A 22,325-nucleotide genomic window follows, 5' to 3' on the forward strand; every position below is an offset into this window, starting at 1 on the left:
TTCATTTATACTTTTTTTGTTTGGCACAGAAATTGCACTAAAGTGCGTTAATCGTAGTCGGAATAGAAACTAAAAATTAATGATTAATCCAGTATTTTTGGACAACCTTTTAGTAAGAGCATGAAACTAGGGCAATCTTCTTAGGAAGAAATCATATTAAGAGGTGACAATCATGGAATTATGGTTTACAGAAAAGCAAACGGATCGCTTTGGAATTACGATGAAAATTAAACGCACGTTACATACAGAACAAACAGACTTTCAAAAGCTAGATATGGTTGAAACCGAAGAGTTCGGAAACATGCTCGTTCTTGACGGAATGGTCATGACTACACAAAAAGATGAGTTCGTTTACCACGAGATGGTAGCGCACGTTCCTCTTTTTACACACCCTAATCCAGAAAATGTACTCGTTGTTGGCGGCGGTGACGGCGGGGTGATCCGTGAAGTGTTAAAGCACCCGTCAGTAAAAAAGGCAACACTTGTTGAAATTGACGGTAAGGTCATTGAGTACTCGAAAAAGTACTTACCGGAAATCGCAGGAATGTTAGATGATGCTAGAGTCGAAGTAAAAGTCGATGATGGCTTTATGCATATTGCCAACAGTGAAAACGAGTATGACGTCATTATGGTTGACTCTACAGAACCGGTTGGACCAGCTGTCAACTTATTCACAAAAGGGTTTTATGCGGGTATTTCCAAAGCGTTGAAAGGAGATGGTGTTTTTGTGGCACAAACCGATAACCCTTGGTTTACACCTGAACTGATTACGAATGTACAACGTGATGTAAAGGAGATTTTTCCAATCACTCGTTTATACATTGCTAACATTCCAACGTACCCAAGTGGCCTTTGGACGTTTACAATTGGTTCGAAAAAGCATGACCCGATAGCCATTGAAGACAGTCGTTTCCACGACATTGAGACAAAATACTATACAAAAGATCTTCATAAAGCGGCATTTACTTTACCGCGTTTTGTAGAAGATTTAATTAAGTAAGGGGAGAACTTATTTTGCGATTTGACGAAGCGTATTCAGGAAAAGTTTTTATTATGAGTAGACCGGACTATGAAGAAAGTGATGCGGTCATTTACGGAATGCCGATGGACTGGACGGTTTCTTTCCGCCCGGGATCTCGTTTTGGCCCTGCAAGAATTCGTGAAGCTTCATTAGGGTTAGAGGAGTACAGTCCTTATTTGGACAAGCATCTTGAAGAAGTAAATTTCTTCGATGCCGGCGACATTCCGTTGCCTTTTGGTAATCCGGCACGAAGCTTAGATATGATTGAAGATTATATCGATAAGCTAATTGCTGATGGAAAATTTCCGATTGGATTAGGCGGGGAACACTTAGTATCTTGGCCGATTTTCCGTGCGATGTTTAAAAAATACTCAGATATGGCAATCATTCATATTGACGCACATGCGGATTTAAGAGAGCGATACGAGGGAGAACCATTGTCTCACTCCACGCCGATCCGGAAAGCATGTGAACTGATCGGGCCTGAAAATGTCTATTCATTTGGCATCCGCTCTGGCATGCGTGAGGAGTTTCAGTATGCAAAAGAGTCTGGCATGCACATGTCGAAGTTTGATGTAGCTGATCCTTTAAAAGAAGTGCTGCCTCAGTTAGCGGGCCGAAATGTATATGTAACGATTGATATTGACGTTTTAGATCCTGCACATGCACCGGGTACAGGAACAGCAGAAGCAGGAGGAATAACATCTAAAGAATTATTAGAGGCCATCCACCTGATTGCAAATTCGGACGTAAATGTGATTGGTGCAGACTTAGTAGAAGTCGCTCCAGCATATGACCCGACAGAACAAACACCAATTGCAGCAAGTAAATTTATCCGTGAAATTATTCTAGGATGGGTAAAAAAGTAAAACCGCACCCTAAGAGCTGACTCAAAAGTTCCTTGAGTCAGCTCTTTACTATAAAAGCATGTACAGTGCATCGGCGAAGTAATGCGGCGCGCACACACGCGCACACGCGCGCGGTGCCAGGTACCTTTAATGCTTTACATTATTAAAGGTACCTGGCACCGTTCCACCGCAGCACAGGATTGTTCTTGCAACGGCGTGACAAACTCGCTAAACTTGAAAAAAGAAAGGTGGGCAAGTCCAATGTCCGTGGAAGACAAAAGAAAACCAATCTCAGTATTAATGAAGACAACGATACGCCAAGGCGATAAAAAGGAATACCTCTCCCTCAAAGGAAAGGGTAACGTTTATGTGAAAAATGGGTATACATATTTATTATTTAAAGAAATACATAACGATAAACTAAATGTTCAGACGACTGTAAAAATTGGTGAGCAAGAAGCTACGATCATCCGAAATGGTGATCTATCGATGCGGCAAATATATACCGTTGGTGAAAAAACAGAAGGAACATACCGGAGCCCTTATGGTTACTGGCAAACTTCTGCAAAAACGCATCACTGTCAATATGAGTGGCCTGCGAATCAAACAAGTGGAAAACTAAAGCTTAAATACGATTATTATTTACAAAATGAACCGTCAGGAACATTTGATGTGACGATTACCATTGAGGAGGAAAACGAATGAACAGTGTAGAGCAAATGAAAGAAAATCTAAAAGCAGAAATCGTAGCTGCCGTAATTGCTTCAGGAATAGATGAGAGTCAAGTTCCAGAAGTGGTGTTAGAAAACCCAAAAGATAAAGCGCATGGAGATTATGCAACGAATATGGCGATGCAATTAGCGCGAGTAGCCAAAAAGGCACCACGTATGATTGCTGAAGATATTGTCTCTAACATCAATAAAGAAAAGGCGTCGATTGAAAAAATTGAAATTGCCGGCCCAGGATTTATTAACTTTTATATGGACAACGTCTATTTACGCGACATTATTTCGGCTGTACTTCAAGCAGGAGAGGAGTATGGACAGACGAATATAGGCAATGGGACAAAAATTCAAATCGAGTTTGTTTCTGCCAATCCAACGGGAAGCCTTCATTTAGGACATGCTCGCGGGGCTGCAGTCGGCGATGCTTTATGTAATGTGTTAAGTAAAGCTGGCTACGACGTTCAAAGAGAGTATTACATTAATGATGCGGGTAATCAAATCAACAACTTAACAACATCTGTTGAAGCACGTTACTATCAAGCACTTGGATTAGAAAAAGACATGCCGGAAGATGGCTATCATGGGGAAGACATCATAGGATTTGGCCATGATTTAGCGAAGGAATACGGCGATCGTTTTGTACATGTCGATGAAGAAGAACGAATGGAATTTTTCCGTGCCTATGGCTTAAAGCGTGAGCTGGAAAAATTGAAAAAAGATTTAAGTGATTTCCGTGTTGAATTTGATAACTGGTTTTCAGAAACATCTCTTTATACTTCAGGGAAAGTGATAGAAACATTAAAGCTTTTAGAAGAAAAAGGGGAAACATACGAACAAGATGGAGCAACATGGTTCCGTTCGACAACGTATGGTGACGATAAAGACCGCGTCCTCATTAAGAATGATGGTTCGTATACGTACTTAACGCCAGATATCGCGTATCATAAAGATAAACTAGAGCGTGGCTTTGATAAATTAATCAATATTTGGGGAGCAGACCACCACGGGTATATTCCTCGTATGAGTGCAGCCATCCAGGCGCTAGGCTACGGCAAAGAACAAATGGACGTTCAAATCATTCAAATGGTTTCTCTATTCCAAAACGGTGAAAAAGTGAAAATGAGTAAACGTACCGGAAAAGCAGTAACCTTACGTGACCTAATGGAAGAAGTAGGAATCGATGCAACTCGTTATTTCTTTGCAATGCGAAGTGCGGACACTCAATTAGATTTCGATATGGATTTAGCCGTAAGTAAATCGAATGAAAATCCTGTATTCTACGTTCAATATGCACACGCACGTATTTGCAGTATGCTTAGACAAGGCGAAGAACAGGGATTACCTGTCGATGATACAAGCAATCTGAACCTGATTGCTTCGGAAAAAGAATTCTACTTACTGAAAAAAGTCGGTGAATTCCCTGAAGCGATTGCTGAGAGTGCTGAAAAACTGTCACCGCACCGCTTAACGAACTATGCGTTTGACCTAGCATCAGCTCTACACAGCTTTTACAATGCTGAGCGAGTGATCGACCCAGAAGACGTTGAAAAAAGTAAAGCCCGCCTGGCACTCGTTAAATCAGTCCAAGTCACACTCCAAAATGCATTAAAACTAATCGGAGTATCCGCACCAGAACGCATGTAGTGGGAAAAGCGGAAGACGCCTGCTCATCGGCGACAAGCGCTGGAGGGCCAGCCAAAAGTGTCCTTTAGTTTGGACACGTTGGATGGACCGAAGCGACCTTTTGAAACTAAGTGAGGGACGGTTGACCTTAGATCTCTCCTTTAGAGCACTGAGGGGCCCTTATTTTAGCGAAAACCTTCAAAAGAAACATTTTAGGGAACTCAGAAGACCCTATTTGCTTAGTTTTATTAAAATTATGCATAAATATTATGGAATAAGGGCCTCTGAGTTCCCTTTGAACTAAAAAAGGGTGTTTTTTATGGAAATAAGGACCTGTGGAGCCCGCAAAGTTTTCGAGAAACCTATTATTCCCGACAAACACCACAACCTCCTTACAATAAGTCATCACCTGCCTCAAAATGACTGACCGGCACAAGGAGAGCATATAAATTAAAAATGTCCCTCTATTTGGTATAAATAGAGGGCTTGTTTTTTGGAGACTTTAATAAAAGATACTGAAAAGGTGTGAACAGCATGCAAGAAGTTTTATTAGCAATATTAGCAGGATTAATTGTTGGGTTTTTATTTGCATTAATTAAATTACCTATTCCAGCACCCCCAGCGTTACCAGGGATAGCCGGAATCGTCGGAATATATTTAGGTTACAAATTATTTCAATGGATACTGCCGTATTTTAGTGGCTAGATCAAAAATGAAGTAAGTTGAGGGGGATTCTCATGCCGTATGTACAAGGTCGTTTTGAGTCACCGATATACTACGAAACGATAGGCGAAGGGCTTCCGATTGTATTTATACACCCACCAGGAATGGGGCTGGTGACCTTTGATAAACAACGGGAGTTAGCGAGGCATTTTCAATTAATCTTTTTTGATATCAGAGGAAATGGAAAAAGTGGAGCAGGGAGTGAACGGATCACGATGTCCCTGCTCGCAGAAGATATTATCCGCATATTAGACGATCTCAATGTTAAAAAGGCAGTGATATTAGGGTATTCTAATGGTGGTTCACTCGCACAAGAAGTGGCGATCTCCTATCCTGAACGAACGTTAGCGGTAATGATGAGCGGTTCTTTTCCTGAAGTAAACAGCTTTTTATTAAGAAACGAATTTCGGCTCGGCCTCCTCGTTACTCGCTTAAAAGGAATCAACTTTTTAGCGAATGTACTTGCGATGGCTCACGCTAAAAAAACTGAAACAGCTTTTAGAGAGAAAATGGCAGCATATTTTGCACATGCTAATCCACATATCACCTATCAACTTTATAACGAAGGGTTACATTATCGGTCGACAAACCGGTTAAACAAAATTCAAGTACCCGTCCTTGTCATTTACGGGAGGCTATCGTTTTATCTCCATCACTATGCAAGAATGTTTATGGAGCGTCTGAAAGATGTTGAAATCGTTACAGTCGACAAAGCTACGCATCAAATTCCTACGAAGCACGCACCGGAGTTTAACCGAATTATTGTTGATTTTTTAAAAAGAAAAGTCCGACCTTAATTCTTAAGCAGGCGAAGGCCATTCAATATAACGAGAATTGTACTGCCTTCATGTCCAATGACCCCAAGCGGTAAAGAAACGTGTTGCATGAAGTTTCCAACAATAAGTAAAAGAATGACAGCTATAGAAAAAATGATGTTCTGCATGACAATTCGATTTAATCGTTTGGAAAGTTGAATGGCTTTTGTAATTTTTGCTAGATCATTTTTAACAAGTACGATATCAGCTGTTTCAATGGCAGCATCTGAGCCTGCTCCCATCGCTATCCCAATGTTTGCTCTCGCTAGCGCTGGAGCATCATTGATCCCATCTCCAACCATCGCTACTTTTTGAAATTGTTTTTTTAACTTTTCGATTTCAATTACTTTTTCTTCTGGAAGACAATTGGCTGAATAACCATCGAGTTCAACTTCTGAAGCAATCTTTTTCGCTGTTTTTTCATGGTCGCCAGTAATCATATATGCAGTGATACCTTCGTTTTTCATACTTTTAATCGCTTCGATGGCTACGTCACGAATCGTATCTTCAATAGCAAATACAGCAATTACTTCGTCCTGATTTTCTTTTCCAGCAAAAACAAGTGTTTGCCCAGCGTCGCTCATCCCTGCAGCTATTTCTTGAAAAGCTTCCTCTTTTTCAAATGAAAAGAAGTCAGGTTTCCCAATTTTCCAACCTTCACCATCAACAGTTCCAATGATTCCCCACCCACTTTTATTCTCAATGAAATCGGGCTTAACCGGTTCAATGCCTTGTTGTTTACAGTACGTAACAATAGCTTTTGCTAATGGGTGAGAAGATTGGTTTTCAATCGCACAAATGGCATATAATAAATCGTTTTCGTTAAATACAGGATGAAAATATACATTCGTTACAACAGGTGTGCCGTTAGTGATCGTGCCTGTTTTGTCTAGAGCGATAGCCTTAATGTGAGCGAGTTGCTCAAGGTGTACGCCACCCTTAAAGAGAATTCCTTGCCTTGCTCCATTCGATATGGCTGAAAGAGTAGCAGGCATAACGGAAGCTACTAAAGCACAGGGAGAGGCAACAACGAGCAAAACCATAGCACGGTAAAAACTTTCATGCCAGCTCCATCCGAGGAAAAAATAAGGCAGCAACATCATAAGCGTTACAAAAATAAGTACAACCTTCACATAAGGCCCTTCAAACTTTTCAATGGTTAGTTGAGAAGGTGATTTTTCATCCTTAGCTGATTGTACGAGAGTGATAATTTTCTGGAATAACGTTTCTTCAGCCGGCTTTGTAACAGATACATCAATCATTCCTGAAAGGTTAACGGTTCCAGTAAAAACCTCCTCATCCACTTGTTTTGAAATTGGCAATGATTCACCTGTTAGAGCAGACTCGTCAATCGTTGTTCTTCCTGTAAAAATAACACCATCTGTTGAAATGCGCTCACCAGGCTTAACGCGAACGAGGTCACCGATTCTTAATTCGGAAACAGCTACAGTCTTTTCCATTCCGTCTTTTAATAGGGTAGCTTCTTCGGGTTGCAGGTTCATAAGCGCAGAAATTTCTTGGTGGCTTTTATTCATGGTGTACGTTTCAAGGGCGCCACTTAACGCAAATATAAATATGAGAATGGCACCTTCCATCCAATAACCGATCGTTGCTGCACCAATGGCAGCTAGTATCATTAAAATTTCAACAGAGAACTTTCGCTCGTTAATAAATTCCTCAATACCTTCTTTTGCTTTATAAAAACCACCAATGAGATAGGCAATGATAAAAATACTAACTGTCAAAAAAGCGGGGCTTGCTGAAAGTTCCAATGCCCAAGCGATCACAATAAGAATTCCACTGGCCAGTGCTAGAAGGAGTTGACGGTGTTCTATCCATTTTCTTAGCAAAATCATTTCCTCCTTATTAGTTAATTGAGAAATACAATCAACATCAATTGGCTACTAAAACAACGAAAGCTGCCACCAAGGGGTGACAGCAGACTTCAACAACGATTAAAAACCGTTATAAAGTTAGAAACGTTATAATTAATTCAGTCGTCTTTTTTATACTTATTATAATTCAATCATACTATATCTGGAAAAAAATATATAGATGAATTTAAAAAATGGGCTCAAAGTAATCCAGAAAACATGGTAGCAAATCGTTCTTTTCCTTTTTGGAAAATGGAACGTTGATTATATTGTTTGAGCGTAAGTCTTTCGGATATGGATATATCATATTCGACTTCGTCTACAACGCTTTGAATAAAGGAACTATCGTAAATCAAACAGTTAATTTCATGGTCGATATGAAAGCTGCGTTTGTCAAAGTTAGCTGTACCAATATCGCAGATTTCGTCGTCTATAATAAGGATTTTTGCATGGTAAAAGCCTCTATAGTATTGATAAATATCAACACCAACATCAAGTAAGTCTTTAAAATAAGGATAAGACGCTTCTTTTACTAAAGGATGATCTGCTTTTTTAGGTACAATTAACCGAACGTTAACTCCACGTTTTGCAGCATTAATTAATTCGCCTTGTAGTGCCATACCCGGAATAAAATAAGGTGTCCCAATCGTTACTGTATTTTCAGCCTGGCGAATAAGGCCGGCAAATGTATCTTCAAGATAAACACCGTCCGTTGGCAAAATACGAAGTGCAACATCTCCCTTTATTAAAGGTGGATACAAATAATCTCGTGAAATTTTTTCCTTTGTTGCAGCATGCCAGTCTTCGTAAAACTGTTCTTGTAAATCTTGAACGCCGTCTCCGTCTAACCTTAGATGAAAATCACGCCAGTTGCCAAACTTAGGATCCCTGCCTAAGTATTCATCTCCTACATTATATCCGCCAACATAACCGATCTTGCCATCGATAACCGTAATTTTTCGGTGGTTCCGTCGATTAAGGGTAAAAAACAAATAAGGAAATTTTACGGGATGCGAATATGAAAAAGACACTCCGGCTTCTTTTAATTTTTTTAAGGAGCTTCCTTTAATGCCACCACCGATCCGGTCAACGAGCAGTCGGACTTTTACCCCTTCTTTTGCTTTGTCGATTAATAATGACATCATTTTCTTGCTGATATTGTCATCCTTTATAATGTAAAATAATATATGAATATGGTTGGAGGCTTGTTTAATATCTTGAAAGAGGTGATCGAATAAGTCATCGCCAGTTGTAAGTAAATTAACATTGCTGTAACGCATTTCTTGATGAAAGCGCTTTGCTTCTTTTCTTTGTTTTTTGAGGCCAAATTTAAAGTCTAATCTAAGTAATATTGCAATAAGAATAATAATGCTCAATATAATTAAAAAAAGTGCCATATAAACCTCCTAGGTTATTGTAAATTTTTTTAGAATATTAAGTTGAGCTTCTTCATATGTAGTTAGAAAAAAGCAATTCATTGGACATGTATTATCTACGCAACGCTCAAATTTATACCTGAGTAAACAATTGCTTTTATTTTTCTGAACGACCGCTTCCGCTTTTCTTTTTGTCTAGCTGCAGGTGCCATCGGCTCGAGGTCGCTTCGGTCCATCCAACGTGTCCAAAGTACAGGACACTTTTGGCTGGTCCTCCAGCGCTTGTCGCCGATAACCAGGCACCTTCCGCTTTTCTATGTCTAGCTGCAGCGGTCAGCGTCTAGTGAACTTCGCTCTCCTCCTTACGATAAGTCAACATCGGTTCGTTGCCTCACCGTGTTTCCTTTATCTCATGCGGAGGAGCTCCAGTTCTTACGACGCTGAACGACCGCTTCCGCTTTTCTTTTTAGTATTTACCAAAAGGGGCTTGTTTTAAGATGGAAGTAATATCCTGAAAAAAATTTTTATAAATTTGATCGACTGAATGCTCATTCATGATTAAAATATGTTATAATGTTGAAAACGAATTCAATTTTCAGAAATTTAGCTATTGTTATTATCTTTTAAGGATTGAAATAGGAAGGGGATTTATTATGGGTGTATTTAAGATAGTTAATCTTGTACTATTAATTATCGTTGCAAGTTATGCAATCTATCTATTTGCTAATCTATTATTCACTCGCTATCAGTACATTAAGCTCGGGAAGAAAGAAGAGTTTGACAGAGATTTCAAAGAACGCTTTCGAGGTGTATTGGTAAACGTAATTGGTCAGCGCAAGATGTTTAAAGATGTTAAAAGTGGGATTATGCATTTAATCATGTTCTATGGATTTTTCATTATCCAAGTCGGATTAATTGAAATCATCATTAAAGGATTTATTGAAGGGTATCAGTATCCAATAGGTGCCTTGCACAAGCCATTCCATGCCATGCAGGAGTGGACGGCATTCCTTATGACCGTTGCCATTCTTTATGCTTGCTACCGTCGTTACGGTGAAAAGCTAAACCGATTACAATGGAAGAAAGATGGAAAAGCTCTTTTTGTATATATCGCATTGTCTACCTTATCGGCAACGATTCTGTTGACGCTTGGTTTCGAAAGAATTATGTTTGGTTATGAAGCAAACTATGCATATGCTCCTTTTTCTAGTATCATTGCAACTGTATTTGCTGGTGTAGGAACAACTGTGGGCACGGCTTTATTCTATGCTTCTTGGTGGATCCACCTAGTTACGGTTCTTACATTCATGGTATTCGTACCACAGTCTAAACAAGCACACGAAGTGTTTGCGATGTTCAACGTATTCTTCAAAAAGGGCGGTCCGGTTGGAAGACTGAAGCCAATCAACTTTGAAGAAGAAGATGTAGAAGTGTTTGGTGTTGGTAAAGTAGAAGACTTCACTCAACAGCAGTTACTCGACCTTTATGCCTGTGTTGAGTGTGGACGCTGTACGAATATGTGTCCTGCAACAGGAACTGGAAAGATGCTCTCGCCAATGGACTTAATGATTAAAGTTCGTGACCATTTAACAGAAAAAGGTGCAGCTGTAACATCTCGTACACCTTGGTTACCTGCTTTTGCATTTAGCCATACAACAGGAAATCAAATGGCTGCTCAAGCAGCTGGAGGCCAAGAAGTTGCGGCTGGTTATGATGTTAACTTAATTGGTGATGTCATTACGGAAGAAGAACTTTGGGCCTGTACTTCATGTCGTAACTGTGAAGACCAATGTCCAGTTATGAATGAACACGTTGATAAAATTATTGATATGCGTCGTTACCTTGTCTTAACTGAAGGAAAAATGCCAGCTGAAGCGCAGCGTGCTATTTCTAACATTGAACGTCAAGGAAACCCTTGGGGAATTAACCGTAAAGAGCGTGAAAACTGGCGTGACGGACGTGATGATATTCACGTACCAACAGTTAAAGAAATGCAAAAAGCTGGTGAAGAATTCGAATACCTATTCTTCGTTGGTTCCATGGGATCTTACGATAAGCGAAGCCAAAAAATCGCTCAATCATTTGCAAAAGTTTTAAATGAAGCTGGAGTGAAATTCGCAATTATCGGAAGTAAAGAAAAGAACTCGGGTGATACGCCTCGTCGTATCGGTAACGAATTCTTATTCCAAGAGCTTGCCCAAGCGAATATTGAAATGTTCCAAAAGTTCGAAGTGAAAAAGATTGTAACCATCGATCCGCATGCTTACAATACAATTAAAAATGAATATCCTGACTTTGGTTTAGAAGGTGTAGAAGTGTATCACCATACAGAGCTTCTAGCTCAACTAATCAAAGAAGGAAAAATTACACCGAAATATGAAGTCAATGAAACGATCGTTTACCATGACTCCTGTTACCTAGGACGCTATAATGATGTATATAGTCCGCAAAGAGAAATCTTAGAAGCGGTCCCTGGAGTGAAGGTTGTCGAGATGGAACGTAATCGTCAAGACGGTATGTGCTGTGGTGCTGGTGGAGGTATGATGTGGACGGAAGATCATTCTGGACAACGTATTAACATCGCCCGTACTGAGCAAGCGCTAGAAGTAAATCCGAGCGTAATCGGTAGTGCATGTCCATACTGCTTAACGATGTTAAGTGATGGAACGAAAGCAAAAGAAGTAGAAGATACAGTCAAAACAATGGATCTTGCAGAAATTTTAGAAAAATCTATTGTGAAGCAAGAAGAAAAAGTCGTACAATAAGAATATAAGAGTCGAGGCTGCCTTTTTTAAGTCAGCCTCGCACTTATAAATAAAATAGTGAATACTTTATTAATATAGCTAGTTGAAAGCGTAAACATTGTCAAACTATGTCTTTTTATAGTGATTTATTTTTTTTAGATAATAGTCGAGCGAACGCTCGGTCGAAATGAGGGGGAAACATACAATGTCAACAACTGTTATTGTTGGGGGAGCAAGAACACCATTTGGAAAATTCGGTGGTGGACTATCTTCTTTAACAGCAAGTCAACTTGGTGGAATTGCGATTAAAGAAGCATTACGTCGTGCAAATGTAGATCCTAATGAAGTGCAAGAATTGATCATGGGAAATGTTCTTCAAGGCGGACAAGGACAAATTCCTTCTCGCCAAGCGAGTAGTTATGCAGGACTGCCTTGGCATGTTCACACGGAAACAATTAATAAAGTATGTGCATCTGGTTTGCGAAGTGTCACAATGGCCGATCAAATCATCCGCGCGAAAGATGCAGAAGTGATTGTAGCAGGTGGAATGGAATCGATGAGTAATGCTCCATATTTTATTCCAAATGCACGTTGGGGAATGCGCATGGGTGACAGCAAAGTCGTCGATTTAATGGTACACGATGGATTAACTTGCTCATTTAACAAAGTTCATATGGGTACTTACGGAAACTCAGTAGCAGAGGAACTTGGTCTTACTCGTGAAGCACAAGATACTTGGGCATCCAGAAGTCATGAGCGAGCGCTCGCTTCCATTGAAGAAGGAAAGTTTGCTGAAGAAATCGTTCCGGTTGAAGTTCCGCAACGAAAAGGAGATCCAATTTTCGTTTCACATGATGAGTCACCGCGTGCTGGAACATCTGTAGAAGGATTAAGTAAATTAAAGCCTGTATTTGGTAAAGAAGGAACGATTACAGCAGGGAATGCTCCTGGTGTGAATGATGGTGCTGGTGCAGTGGTCCTCATGTCTGAAGACCGTGCGAAGCAAGATGGAAAAGAAGTGTTAGCAAAAATTATCGGTCATGCAGCGATTTCTATCGAACCAAAAGATTTCCCGAAAACACCAGGCCTAGTTATTAATAAACTTTTAGAAAAAACAGGAAAAAAACTAGAAGAAATCGACTTATTCGAAGTAAATGAAGCCTTTGCAGCTGTAGCACTTGCGAGTAATCAGTTAGCTGGGTTAGATCCTGAAAAAGTAAATGTCAACGGTGGCGCTGTTGCCCTTGGACACCCAATTGGTGCAAGTGGAACTCGTGTTATTTTAACCCTTGCCTACGAATTGAAGCGTCGTGGCGGCGGAATTGGAATTGCCTCCATTTGTAGCGGCGGTGGCCAAGGCGACGCCATCATGATCGAAGTTTAATAGAAAAGCGGAAGGTGCCTGGTTATCGGCGACAAGCGCTGGAGGGCCAGGAATAAGTGTCCTGAACTTTGGACACGTTGGATGGACCGAAGCGACCTCGAGCCGATGGTGCCTGGAGCTAGACAGATAGAAAAGCGGAAGCGACCGTTCAGCGACGAAGGGACTGGAGCTCCTCCGTATGAGAGCAAAAGCTATCTTGTATTCTAGGAATCAAGTATCTGATCTATTTAAGCGGACTCAGAAGACGCTATTTCCACAAAAAACAGCAATTTTAAGCACTTAGCGGACTGAGAGGCCCTTATTTGCTTAAAATTGCCCATGTAAGGTAGGAAAATTAGTAAATAACGGCCTCAGAGTCCGTTACCATAAGAAAAAAGCGACATTTGCCGAATATAAAGGCCTGTGTGTCCGCTAAATTTCGGTACTGGTGCTTCTCTTTTCTCTAATGTAGAACCTTATGAATGCCAAGATGTGCAAAGTTCACGAAACGCTGTTCACAATAGCTAAACTAAACTAAAATCTTTTGAAATTAAATAGTGAGATTGGAGAGAAGAAACATGACAGTTCAAACAGTAATGGTAATTGGTGCAGGACAAATGGGATCAGGAATCGTTCAAGTTCATGCAATGGCTGGAGTTCAAGTGTTTATGCATGATTTAAAGGCTGAATTCGTTGAAAGAGGAATGAACACGATTACGAAAAACCTAGATCGCCAAGTAGAAAAGGGCAGAATGACAGAAGACGATCGTAACGCAATCCTTGCACGCATTACGCCTTCAACAGATCTTCAAAATGCAGCAAAAGTAGATTTAGTGATTGAAGCTGCGGTTGAAAACATGGAAATCAAGCAAAAGATCTTCAGTGAATTAGATCAAATTGCACCTGAACATACGATTTTAGCAACGAATACATCATCTTTACCGATTACAGAAATTGCAGCCGTAACAAACCGTCCAGAAAAAGTAATTGGAATGCACTTTATGAACCCAGTACCTGTTATGAAGTTAGTTGAAATCATTCGTGGTTTAGCGACAACGGACGCAGTATACGGTACAATCGAAGATCTTTCTCGTCAATTAGGTAAAATTCCTGTTGAAGTTAACGACTTCCCTGGATTTGTTTCAAACCGAATTTTAATGCCAATGATCAATGAGGCTATCTATACGGTGTTTGAAGGAGTAGCAACTCCAGAGGCAGTGGACGAAGTGATGAAATTAGGTATGAACCACCCGATGGGACCTTTAACACTCGCTGACTTTATTGGTTTAGATACTTGCTTATACATCATGGAAACATTACACGAAGGCTTTGGTGACGATAAATACCGTCCGTGTCCATTACTTCGCAAATATGTTAAAGCTGGATGGCTTGGTAAGAAATCAGGTCGCGGCTTCTATGTCTACAACTAAGACTTTTTAAAAGTGGAGTGATAAAAATGAATTTACGTTTTACTGAAGAACAAGAGATGATGAGAAAAATGGTTCGTGATTTTGCAAACGAACAAATTACACCTTTTATTGAAGAAATGGAAGAAAACGATACATTTCCTCGCCAGATCGTAAACCAAATGGGTGAGCTTGGTTTAATGGGAATTCCAATTCCTGAAGAGTTTGGCGGAGCAGGAATGGACTTTACTTCTTATATTATTGCGATTAATGAGTTATCGAAAGTAAGCGCAACAGTTGGAGTTATTTTATCTGTACACACTTCAGTTGGTACAAATCCAATTCTTTACTTTGGAACAGAAGAGCAAAAGCAAAAGTATGTACCCAAATTAGCTTCAGGTGAATTTCTAGGAGCGTTTGGTTTAACAGAACCGAGCGCAGGATCTGATGCGGGAAGTTTAAAAACTTCTGCAGTAAAAAAGGGTGATCATTACGTTTTAAATGGCTCTAAAGTTTTTATCACAAATGGTGGAGAAGCTGATACGTATGTGGTCTTCGCCTCAACGAATTCAGAAGCAGGATCACGTGGAATTTCTGCGTTTATTGTTGAGAAAGATACACCTGGATTTACAGTAGGGAAGAAAGAAAAGAAAATGGGTCTTCACGGATCAAATACGGTTATGCTTATGTTTGAAGATGCGATCGTACCAGCAGAAAATCTACTCGGTCAAGAAGGCGAAGGGTTTAAGATCGCGATGTCTAACTTAGACAATGGCCGTATTGGAATTGCAGCGCAAGCTCTAGGCATTGCAGAAGCCGCTTTAGAAGCAGCGACGAATTATGCGAAAGAGCGTAAACAATTTGGCCGTGCAATCGGTACACAACAAGGTATAGGTTTTAAATTAGCAGATATGGGGACAAAAGTGGAAGCAGCAAAACTATTAGTCTATCAAGCAGCTAACTTAAAAGACCGCGGGCTAAAATGTGGTCAGCAAGCTTCAATGGCGAAACTGTTTGCCTCACGTACGGCAGTAGAAGTTGCGATTGAGGCGGTTCAAGTATTCGGCGGCTATGGCTACACGAAAGAATATCCAGTGGAGCGTTTCTTCCGAGATGCAAAAGTAACTGAAATCTATGAAGGAACAAGTGAAATTCAAAAGATGGTTATCAACAAGTATTTGATGGCTGATTAATTCAAGCCTGTTTCTAAATACGCCTGTATAAATGACGATGGTCAATAAAATGGGAACTAAAAACAAACCAAAGGGAGAGATAACAATGAACTTTCAATTAACAGAAGAACAAGAAATGCTAAGAAAAATGATTAGAGACTTCGCTGAAAACGAAGTAGGTCCAACGGCTGAAGAGCGTGATGAGGAAGAACGTTTTGACCGTGCTATTTTTGATAAAATGGCTGAGCTTGGTCTTACAGGGATCCCGTTCCCTGAAGAGTACGGCGGAATTGGAGCGGACTATGTAAGTTACGCGATCGCTGTTGAAGAGCTTTCACGTGTTTGTGCTTCGACAGGTGTTACACTATCAGCACACGTTTCACTTTGCAGCTGGCCAATCTACAAGTTCGGAACAGAAGAGCAAAAGCAAAAATATTTACGTGCATTAGCTGAAGGGCGCAGTATCGGTGCTTACGGTTTAACGGAGCCAGGCGCAGGTTCTGACGTAGCGAGCATGAAAACAACAGCAAAAGAAGATGGCGATCACTACGTTTTAAACGGCTCTAAAATCTTCATTACAAACGGTGGAGTTGCAGACGTTTACGTGGTATTCGCTGTAACAGATGCAGATAAAAAACACAAAGGAATCACAGCATTTATCGTAGAAAGCGACATGCCAGGATTTTCAGTAGGGAAGAAAGAAAAGAAATTAGGAATTCGTTCATCGCCTACAGCTGAGATCATCTTTGAAGACCTACGTGTACCAAAAGAAAACATTCTTGGTAAAGAAGGCGAAGGATTTAAGGTTGCCATGATGACACTAGATGGCGGGCGTAACGGTATCGCTGCTCAAGCATTAGGAATTGCACAAGGTGCATTAGATGCTGCTATCGGCTATGCGAAAGAGCGTAAACAATTTGGTAAATCAATCGGAGCACAACAAGGAATTGGCTTCAAACTAGCAGATATGGCGACAAAAATCGAAGCGGCTCGCCTATTAACGTACCAAGCGGCTTGGCAAAAAAGTGAAGGAATTCCAAACGCGCTAGAGGCTGCGATGTCAAAACTATTTGCTGGTGACATCGCCATGGAAGTAACAGTAGAAGCAGTTCAAGTATTCGGTGGATACGGTTATACAAAAGATTACCCAGTAGAGCGCTACATGCGTGATGCGAAAATCACTCAAATCTATGAGGGAACGCAAGAAATCCAACGTCTCGTTATCTCAAAAATGCTACTAGCAGACTAATTCGTTTCTATAGAAAAAGAGAGGCGGTAGCAGGTACCTTTAACACAACACAGGACTAAAGGTACCTGCTACCTGAATAAAGTGAGGTGTCTTATATTGCGAAAAAAGAAAGTGCCTTCGATGGTAAAGGATCAACAGCTCATTAAAAAGCGACGTGAGCAAATGATCAAAGGTGCAGTTAACTTATTTAAAGAGAAGGGCTTTCACCGAACGACCACTCGAGAAATAGCAAAAGAGTCAGGGTTCAGTATTGGGACACTTTACGAATACATTGGTTCAAAGGAAGATGTTCTATATCTTGTCTGTGATGCGATTTATGAGGAAGTTCGTGATCGCCTGAAACAATATTTAGATAATGACAGCTCAGGAATTGACAGGCTCAAACAAGCCATTGCTTCTTATTTTAAAGTCGTTGACGAAATGAAAGACGAAGTACTTGTCATGTACCAAGAAGCCAAATCGTTACCAAAAGAAGCGTTACCGTATGTTCTTCAAAAAGAAAATGAGATGACCGAAATGATCGAATCGATCGTTCGAGATTGCGTTGAAGACGGTCTGCTCGATTTAGAGGAAGAAGCTGAAATTAAGCTAGTTGCTCATAACATTCTTGTTCAAGGACATATGTGGACGTTCAGACGCTGGGTCTTGAAAAAGCAATTTACATTAGAACAATATACAGAGCTTCAAATAGAACATATTTTAAAAGGCATTATTAAATAACCATCAGCACTGTAGAGAAGAAAGGGTGGAATTAAGTATGCAAACAGTTGAAATTTATCGTCCAAAACACGCAGTACGTTTTGTAACAGCTTCAAGTTTATTCGATGGACACGATGCATCGATTAATATTATGAGACGTATTATTCAAGCGAGTGGGGCAGAGGTTATTCACTTAGGACATAACCGCTCGGTTGAAGAAGTAGTTGAAGCGGCTATTCAAGAAGATGTACAAGGAATAGCGATCTCGTCTTACCAAGGCGGTCACATGGAGTACTTCAAATACATGTATGACTTACTGCAAGAAAAAGGTGCAGGCCACATTCGCATTTACGGCGGCGGTGGTGGAGTAATCACGCCTCCAGAAATTAAAGAATTACACGAGTATGGAATTACACGTATTTTCTCTCCAGAAGACGGGCGTCAACATGGTCTTCAAGGAATGATCAACGGAATGCTTGAAGATTGTGACTTCCCAACAGTACGTGACCTTTCTGATGAAGTCGATCAACTAAAAGAAAAAAATGCTCGTGCGGTTGCAAGACTGATCTCTCTAGCGGAGCAACAAGCAGTAGGTTTAAATGAAGCTGCAGCAACAGCAGAGAAAACATTAAATGAACTGAAGCAAATGACGCAAAACGTTCCGGTTCTTGGAATTACAGGAACAGGTGGAGCAGGTAAAAGTTCATTAACAGACGAAATCGTTCGTCGTTTTCTAAATGAATTCCCAGAGAAAACAATCGCTATCCTTTCTATCGACCCTACAAAACAAAAAACAGGCGGAGCACTACTAGGTGACCGTATTCGTATGAATTCGATTAACACGCCACGTGTGTTCATGCGTAGTTTAGCAACAAGAAGCTCAAGAAGTGAGATTTCGGAAAGTATTCAAGATGCAATTAACGTAGCAAAGGCAGCAGGATATGATCTTGTAATCGTTGAGACGAGCGGAATTGGTCAAGGGGATGCTGAAATCACAGAGATTTCTGATGTAGCGATGTACGTGATGACAAGTGAGTTCGGAGCGCCTACACAGCTTGAAAAAATCGATATGATTGATTTTGCTGATCTGATTGCGATCAATAAATTTGAACGTAAAGGTTCTGAAGATGCACTTCGCCACGTTCGTAAACAATATCAACGCAGCCGTAACTTATTCGATCAAGACTTAGAAAGCATGCCTGTATACGGTACGATTGCAAGCCAATTCAATGACATTGGTACAAACACATTATTTAAAGCGATCGTTGATACGTTAAATACAAAGTGTGGAACAGACTGGGTAACAAACATTGAAACAAGTAAAGATGTGGTGAAGGATAACTTAATCATTCCACCAGACAGAACACACTACTTACGTGAAATCGTACAATCGATTCGTGAGTATAAAAAAGTAACAGAAGAGCAAGTTGAAATCGCTCGCAAGTTATTCCAAATTACAGGAACCATCTCAGCTCTTGAAGAAGTAGGAAATGCGGACGAGAGCGTTATCGCTCAACTTGAGCAAACGAAAGCACACTACGAAAACAAGCTTGATCCACAAGCAAAAGAGATTCTTGATAACTGGGAAAGCTTGAAAGAGAAATATTCTGGAGACTCTTTCGTTACGAAAATCCGTGACAAAGAAATTGTGACAGAACTGACTACAGAAAGCTTATCTGGTTTAAAAATTCCTAAAGTAGCACTACCTAAGTTTAAAGACTGGGGCGAAATTTTAAATTGGTCCATGAAGGAAAACGTTCCTGGTTCATTCCCTTACACAGCTGGAGTATTCCCATTCAAACGCAAAGGGGAAGATCCGAAGCGTCAGTTCGCTGGTGAAGGTACACCAGAACGTACAAACCGCCGTTTCCACTACTTATCAAAAGACGACGATGCTAAACGTCTAAGTACAGCGTTTGACTCCGTTACTTTATATGGAGAAGACCCAGATTACCGTCCAGACATTTACGGTAAAGTCGGTGAGAGTGGCGTAAGCATTTGTACACTCGATGATATGAAGAAACTATATGCTGGCTTTGATTTATGTGCGCCATCAACGTCTGTTTCAATGACAATTAATGGTCCAGCGCCGATCATTTTAGCGATGTTTATGAATACAGCAATTGAGCAGCAATTACAAAAGTTTGAAGAAGAAAAAGGTAGAAAAGCAACAGCAGAAGAAGTAGCTCAAGTGAAGGAATATACACTTCAAACGGTTCGTGGTACGGTTCAAGCTGATATTTTAAAAGAAGACCAAGGACAAAACACGTGTATCTTCTCAACAGAATTTGCTCTTCGTATGATGGGTGACATTCAACAATACTTCATCGATCAAAAAGTAAGAAACTACTATTCGGTATCGATCTCAGGCTATCACATTGCTGAAGCTGGAGCGAACCCAATCAGTCAGCTTGCGTTTACACTAGCTAACGGCTTTACTTATGTAGAGTACTACTTAAGCCGCGGAATGAGCATTGACGATTTTGCTCCAAACCTATCATTCTTCTTTAGTAACGGTTTAGACCCTGAGTATACAGTAATCGGCCGTGTCGCTCGTCGTATTTGGGCAACGGTTATGAAGAAAAAATATGTTGCAAATGAGCGCAGCCAGAAGTTAAAGTACCACATCCAAACTTCAGGTCGTTCATTACATGCTCAGGAAATTGATTTTAATGATATTCGTACAACGCTTCAAGCGTTAATGGCGATCTACGATAACTGTAACTCGTTACACACGAATGCATACGATGAAGCGATCACAACACCAACAGAAGAATCAGTTCGTCGTGCGATGGCGATTCAAATGATCATTACAAAAGAGTTAGGACTTGCGAAAAACGAAAACTCACTTCAAGGTTCATACATCATTGATGAGTTAACAGATTTAGTGGAAGAAGCAGTACTTCGCGAGTTAGAAAGCATCAATGACCGCGGCGGCGTGTTAGGTGCAATGGAAACACAGTACCAACGTTCGAAAATTCAAGAAGAGTCGATGCACTATGAAATGCAAAAACATACAGGTGAATTACCAATCATCGGTGTAAACACGTATATTAATCCAAATCAACCAGAAGAAGAAGAGTTTGAAATGGAATTAGCACGTGCAACGAAAGAAGAAAAAGAGCAGCAAATTGCGAACTTAAGAGCGTTCCAAGAGAGCCATAAAGACGAATCAGCGGCTGCTTTAAAACGTCTGCAAGAAACAGCAATGAGCGGCGGAAACATCTTTGCTGAGTTGATGGAGACTGTTAAAGTAGCGAGTCTTGGCCAAATCACATCAGCATTATATCAAGTCGGTGGCCAATACCGTCGTAACATGTAAGAAAGTAGAAATAACCTTTTGCAGGTAACCGAAGCTGACTCAATGTGTTTGCAACAGCGTAGAGCTGACAGACACCGCGAGTCAGCTTCTTTTTCAGCTTAGGGGCCTGGATCTCGTTTAACTGGGGTTGAAGCCCGGCTTCAACGTGTTAGTATATTAGATTGCTCACTTGTAATCGACTAATTGGATGAAAATTTTTGTGATTATATATAGGAGCGCTGGACATACTTTGGACAATAAAATCACGAATTCGGACAATAAAATAAAAAATCGGACAATAAACTTTCCAATTTAGACAATAAAACTAAAAATCGGACAATAAATACTTCGATTCGGACAATAAACTAAAACTACAAACCAGATCACTCTTGGATCTAAGACTTACAAAGTCAAAATACAGTCAATTGAACACCAGTACCCAATAAAATTTACTATAATCAGCAAAAAATAAAAAACTGACAACTATTTCGACAGCTGTTTCACGTATCTGCCAATTGGAACCACAAACTGCAATACAACAATTAACGAAGTCCTCGCGTCAAGTAGTAGATTTTAGAATTTTTTTTAACATTTCTAGCATATTACCTTAAAATATGTTTATAATGAAAAGTATGATTTTTTATATACTTAAAGGAGACTGAACTTCTTTTAACGAATGATATGTAAGAAAAGCCAACGACTTTCACTATTCTCGGTGTTAAAGCGTGTTTTTCTACCAGCTAAACTAGAACATTACATAATAGATGAACGAAATGACAAAGGAGTGCGTGAGTATGAGTATTAGTGCATACAGCCGTGAAGAACTAGAAGAACTATCAATGGTTGAAGTGGCCTATCATGTTTTAAAAGAAAATAAACAACAAACTTTTAATTATTTTGACTTACTAAACCGAGTAGTAGAACTAAAAGGTATGTCAGAAGAAGAAAAGAAAAAGCGCATCTCATACCTCTATACAGATTTAAACGTCGACGGCCGATTTATGTGTATTGGTAATAACGAATGGGGCCTTAAGGCGTGGTATCCAATTGAAAAAATTGAAGAAGATATCATTACAGCTAAGCCGCGTAAAAAAGCGAAAGCAACTGAAGAAGATGACTTCGAAGTTGATGAAGAGTTCGAGGATTTCGAAGATGAATTTGAAGAAATCGAAGATGAGCTGGATGAATTAGCTGATAATGAAGACAGCGAAGATTTTGAAGAGGAAGATTTAGATGGCTTCTCGGATGATGAAGAGGAAGAATTTGAAGAAGAAGATGAAGACGCTGCCGAAGAGGACGATGAATTAAGTTAACAGTCATTCATTGAAAACAGACGAGCCAATCAACAAAAGTTAGGAATAAAACATATATAATATTGACTTTTCT

Annotated in this window: 16 protein-coding genes; 14 read left to right on the forward strand and 2 right to left on the reverse strand. The window is 40.1% G+C overall.

Translation table 11 applies throughout. From position 1 onward, the window contains the following. The first annotated feature begins 172 nt into the window (after window positions 1-172). The 6 genes from speE to N7Z68_RS14845 all read left to right on the forward strand — a co-directional run bounded on the left by speE (window position 173) and on the right by N7Z68_RS14845 (window position 5,737). On the forward strand, window positions 173-1,000 hold the full coding sequence (speE, locus tag N7Z68_RS14820; protein ID WP_275119267.1) for a spermidine synthase: 828 nt from the start codon (window positions 173-175) through the stop codon (window positions 998-1,000). A 14-nt stretch (window positions 1,001-1,014) separates the two neighbouring features. After that, entirely contained in the window at window positions 1,015-1,890 is an 876-nt protein-coding gene (gene speB / locus N7Z68_RS14825; RefSeq protein ID WP_275119268.1) for an agmatinase, read from the forward strand. A 240-nt stretch (window positions 1,891-2,130) separates the two neighbouring features. Further along, a complete protein-coding gene (locus tag N7Z68_RS14830) occupies window positions 2,131-2,574 on the forward strand; it encodes a YwiB family protein (RefSeq protein ID WP_275119270.1) in 444 nt (147 codons plus the stop codon). Further along, window positions 2,571-4,238, forward strand: coding sequence for an arginine--tRNA ligase (gene argS / locus N7Z68_RS14835; RefSeq protein ID WP_275119271.1), 1,668 nt, complete (start codon window positions 2,571-2,573; stop codon window positions 4,236-4,238). The genes N7Z68_RS14830 and argS overlap by 4 nt, the downstream gene beginning before the upstream one ends. A gap of 513 nt (window positions 4,239-4,751) precedes the next feature. Further along, entirely contained in the window at window positions 4,752-4,922 is a 171-nt protein-coding gene (locus tag N7Z68_RS14840) for a XapX domain-containing protein (RefSeq protein WP_275119272.1), read from the forward strand. 32 nt (window positions 4,923-4,954) lie between these two features. Beyond that, window positions 4,955-5,737 carry an alpha/beta fold hydrolase gene (locus N7Z68_RS14845; protein ID WP_275119273.1) on the forward strand — a complete coding sequence of 261 codons (783 nt, stop codon included), beginning with the start codon at window positions 4,955-4,957 and terminating at the stop codon, window positions 5,735-5,737. On the opposite strand, the gene N7Z68_RS14850 is transcribed toward N7Z68_RS14845, so the two are convergent. Continuing rightward, on the reverse strand, window positions 5,734-7,611 hold the full coding sequence (locus N7Z68_RS14850) for a heavy metal translocating P-type ATPase (RefSeq protein ID WP_275119274.1): 1,878 nt from the start codon (window positions 7,609-7,611) through the stop codon (window positions 5,734-5,736). The genes N7Z68_RS14845 and N7Z68_RS14850 overlap by 4 nt on opposite strands. 218 nt (window positions 7,612-7,829) lie before the next feature. Next, window positions 7,830-9,026, reverse strand: a complete 1,197-nt coding sequence (gene cls, locus N7Z68_RS14855) for a cardiolipin synthase (protein ID WP_275119275.1) — start codon at window positions 9,024-9,026, stop codon at window positions 7,830-7,832. Between the two features lie 632 nt (window positions 9,027-9,658). Here cls and N7Z68_RS14860 point away from each other — a divergent pair. From N7Z68_RS14860 to rpoE, 8 genes are all read left to right on the forward strand, one after another. Beyond that, window positions 9,659-11,770 carry a (Fe-S)-binding protein gene (locus N7Z68_RS14860; RefSeq protein WP_275119276.1) on the forward strand — a complete coding sequence of 704 codons (2,112 nt, stop codon included), beginning with the start codon at window positions 9,659-9,661 and terminating at the stop codon, window positions 11,768-11,770. A 184-nt stretch (window positions 11,771-11,954) separates the two neighbouring features. Continuing rightward, window positions 11,955-13,133, forward strand: a complete 1,179-nt coding sequence (locus N7Z68_RS14865) for an acetyl-CoA C-acetyltransferase (RefSeq protein WP_275119277.1) — start codon at window positions 11,955-11,957, stop codon at window positions 13,131-13,133. 557 nt (window positions 13,134-13,690) lie between these two features. Next, window positions 13,691-14,542: a 3-hydroxybutyryl-CoA dehydrogenase gene (locus N7Z68_RS14870; RefSeq protein WP_275119278.1), complete on the forward strand. Its 852-nt coding sequence runs from the start codon at window positions 13,691-13,693 to the stop codon at window positions 14,540-14,542. Between the two features lie 26 nt (window positions 14,543-14,568). Next, window positions 14,569-15,711, forward strand: a complete 1,143-nt coding sequence (locus N7Z68_RS14875) for an acyl-CoA dehydrogenase (protein WP_275119279.1) — start codon at window positions 14,569-14,571, stop codon at window positions 15,709-15,711. Between the two features lie 85 nt (window positions 15,712-15,796). Continuing rightward, window positions 15,797-16,939: an acyl-CoA dehydrogenase gene (locus tag N7Z68_RS14880; RefSeq protein WP_275119280.1), complete on the forward strand. Its 1,143-nt coding sequence runs from the start codon at window positions 15,797-15,799 to the stop codon at window positions 16,937-16,939. A gap of 96 nt (window positions 16,940-17,035) precedes the next feature. Further along, window positions 17,036-17,659, forward strand: coding sequence for a TetR/AcrR family transcriptional regulator (locus N7Z68_RS14885; RefSeq protein ID WP_275119281.1), 624 nt, complete (start codon window positions 17,036-17,038; stop codon window positions 17,657-17,659). A gap of 37 nt (window positions 17,660-17,696) precedes the next feature. Beyond that, window positions 17,697-20,960 carry a fused isobutyryl-CoA mutase/GTPase IcmF gene (gene icmF, locus N7Z68_RS14890; RefSeq protein WP_275119282.1) on the forward strand — a complete coding sequence of 1,088 codons (3,264 nt, stop codon included), beginning with the start codon at window positions 17,697-17,699 and terminating at the stop codon, window positions 20,958-20,960. A gap of 773 nt (window positions 20,961-21,733) precedes the next feature. After that, a complete protein-coding gene (rpoE, locus tag N7Z68_RS14895; RefSeq protein ID WP_275119283.1) occupies window positions 21,734-22,252 on the forward strand; it encodes a DNA-directed RNA polymerase subunit delta in 519 nt (172 codons plus the stop codon). Window positions 22,253-22,325: the final 73 nt, after the last annotated feature.

This window comes from Alkalihalobacterium chitinilyticum (assembly GCF_029028005.1).
Lineage (GTDB): Bacteria > Bacillota > Bacilli > Bacillales > Bacillaceae_F > Alkalihalobacterium > Alkalihalobacterium chitinilyticum.

Excerpts from the sequence above, each read along its gene's own strand:
- speE (WP_275119267.1), top strand. The coding sequence starts at position 173 with ATGGAATTATGGTTTACAGAAAAGCAAACGGATCGCTTTGGAATTACG.
- N7Z68_RS14830 (WP_275119270.1), top strand. The coding sequence starts at position 2,131 with ATGTCCGTGGAAGACAAAAGAAAACCAATCTCAGTATTAATGAAGACA.
- argS (WP_275119271.1), top strand. The coding sequence starts at position 2,571 with ATGAACAGTGTAGAGCAAATGAAAGAAAATCTAAAAGCAGAAATCGTA.
- N7Z68_RS14840 (WP_275119272.1), top strand. The coding sequence starts at position 4,752 with ATGCAAGAAGTTTTATTAGCAATATTAGCAGGATTAATTGTTGGGTTT.
- N7Z68_RS14845 (WP_275119273.1), top strand. The coding sequence starts at position 4,955 with ATGCCGTATGTACAAGGTCGTTTTGAGTCACCGATATACTACGAAACG.
- N7Z68_RS14850 (WP_275119274.1), bottom strand. The coding sequence starts at position 7,611 with ATGATTTTGCTAAGAAAATGGATAGAACACCGTCAACTCCTTCTAGCA.
- cls (WP_275119275.1), bottom strand. The coding sequence starts at position 9,026 with ATGGCACTTTTTTTAATTATATTGAGCATTATTATTCTTATTGCAATA.
- N7Z68_RS14860 (WP_275119276.1), top strand. The coding sequence starts at position 9,659 with ATGGGTGTATTTAAGATAGTTAATCTTGTACTATTAATTATCGTTGCA.
- N7Z68_RS14865 (WP_275119277.1), top strand. The coding sequence starts at position 11,955 with ATGTCAACAACTGTTATTGTTGGGGGAGCAAGAACACCATTTGGAAAA.
- N7Z68_RS14870 (WP_275119278.1), top strand. The coding sequence starts at position 13,691 with ATGACAGTTCAAACAGTAATGGTAATTGGTGCAGGACAAATGGGATCA.
- N7Z68_RS14875 (WP_275119279.1), top strand. The coding sequence starts at position 14,569 with ATGAATTTACGTTTTACTGAAGAACAAGAGATGATGAGAAAAATGGTT.
- N7Z68_RS14880 (WP_275119280.1), top strand. The coding sequence starts at position 15,797 with ATGAACTTTCAATTAACAGAAGAACAAGAAATGCTAAGAAAAATGATT.
- icmF (WP_275119282.1), top strand. The coding sequence starts at position 17,697 with ATGCAAACAGTTGAAATTTATCGTCCAAAACACGCAGTACGTTTTGTA.
- rpoE (WP_275119283.1), top strand. The coding sequence starts at position 21,734 with ATGAGTATTAGTGCATACAGCCGTGAAGAACTAGAAGAACTATCAATG.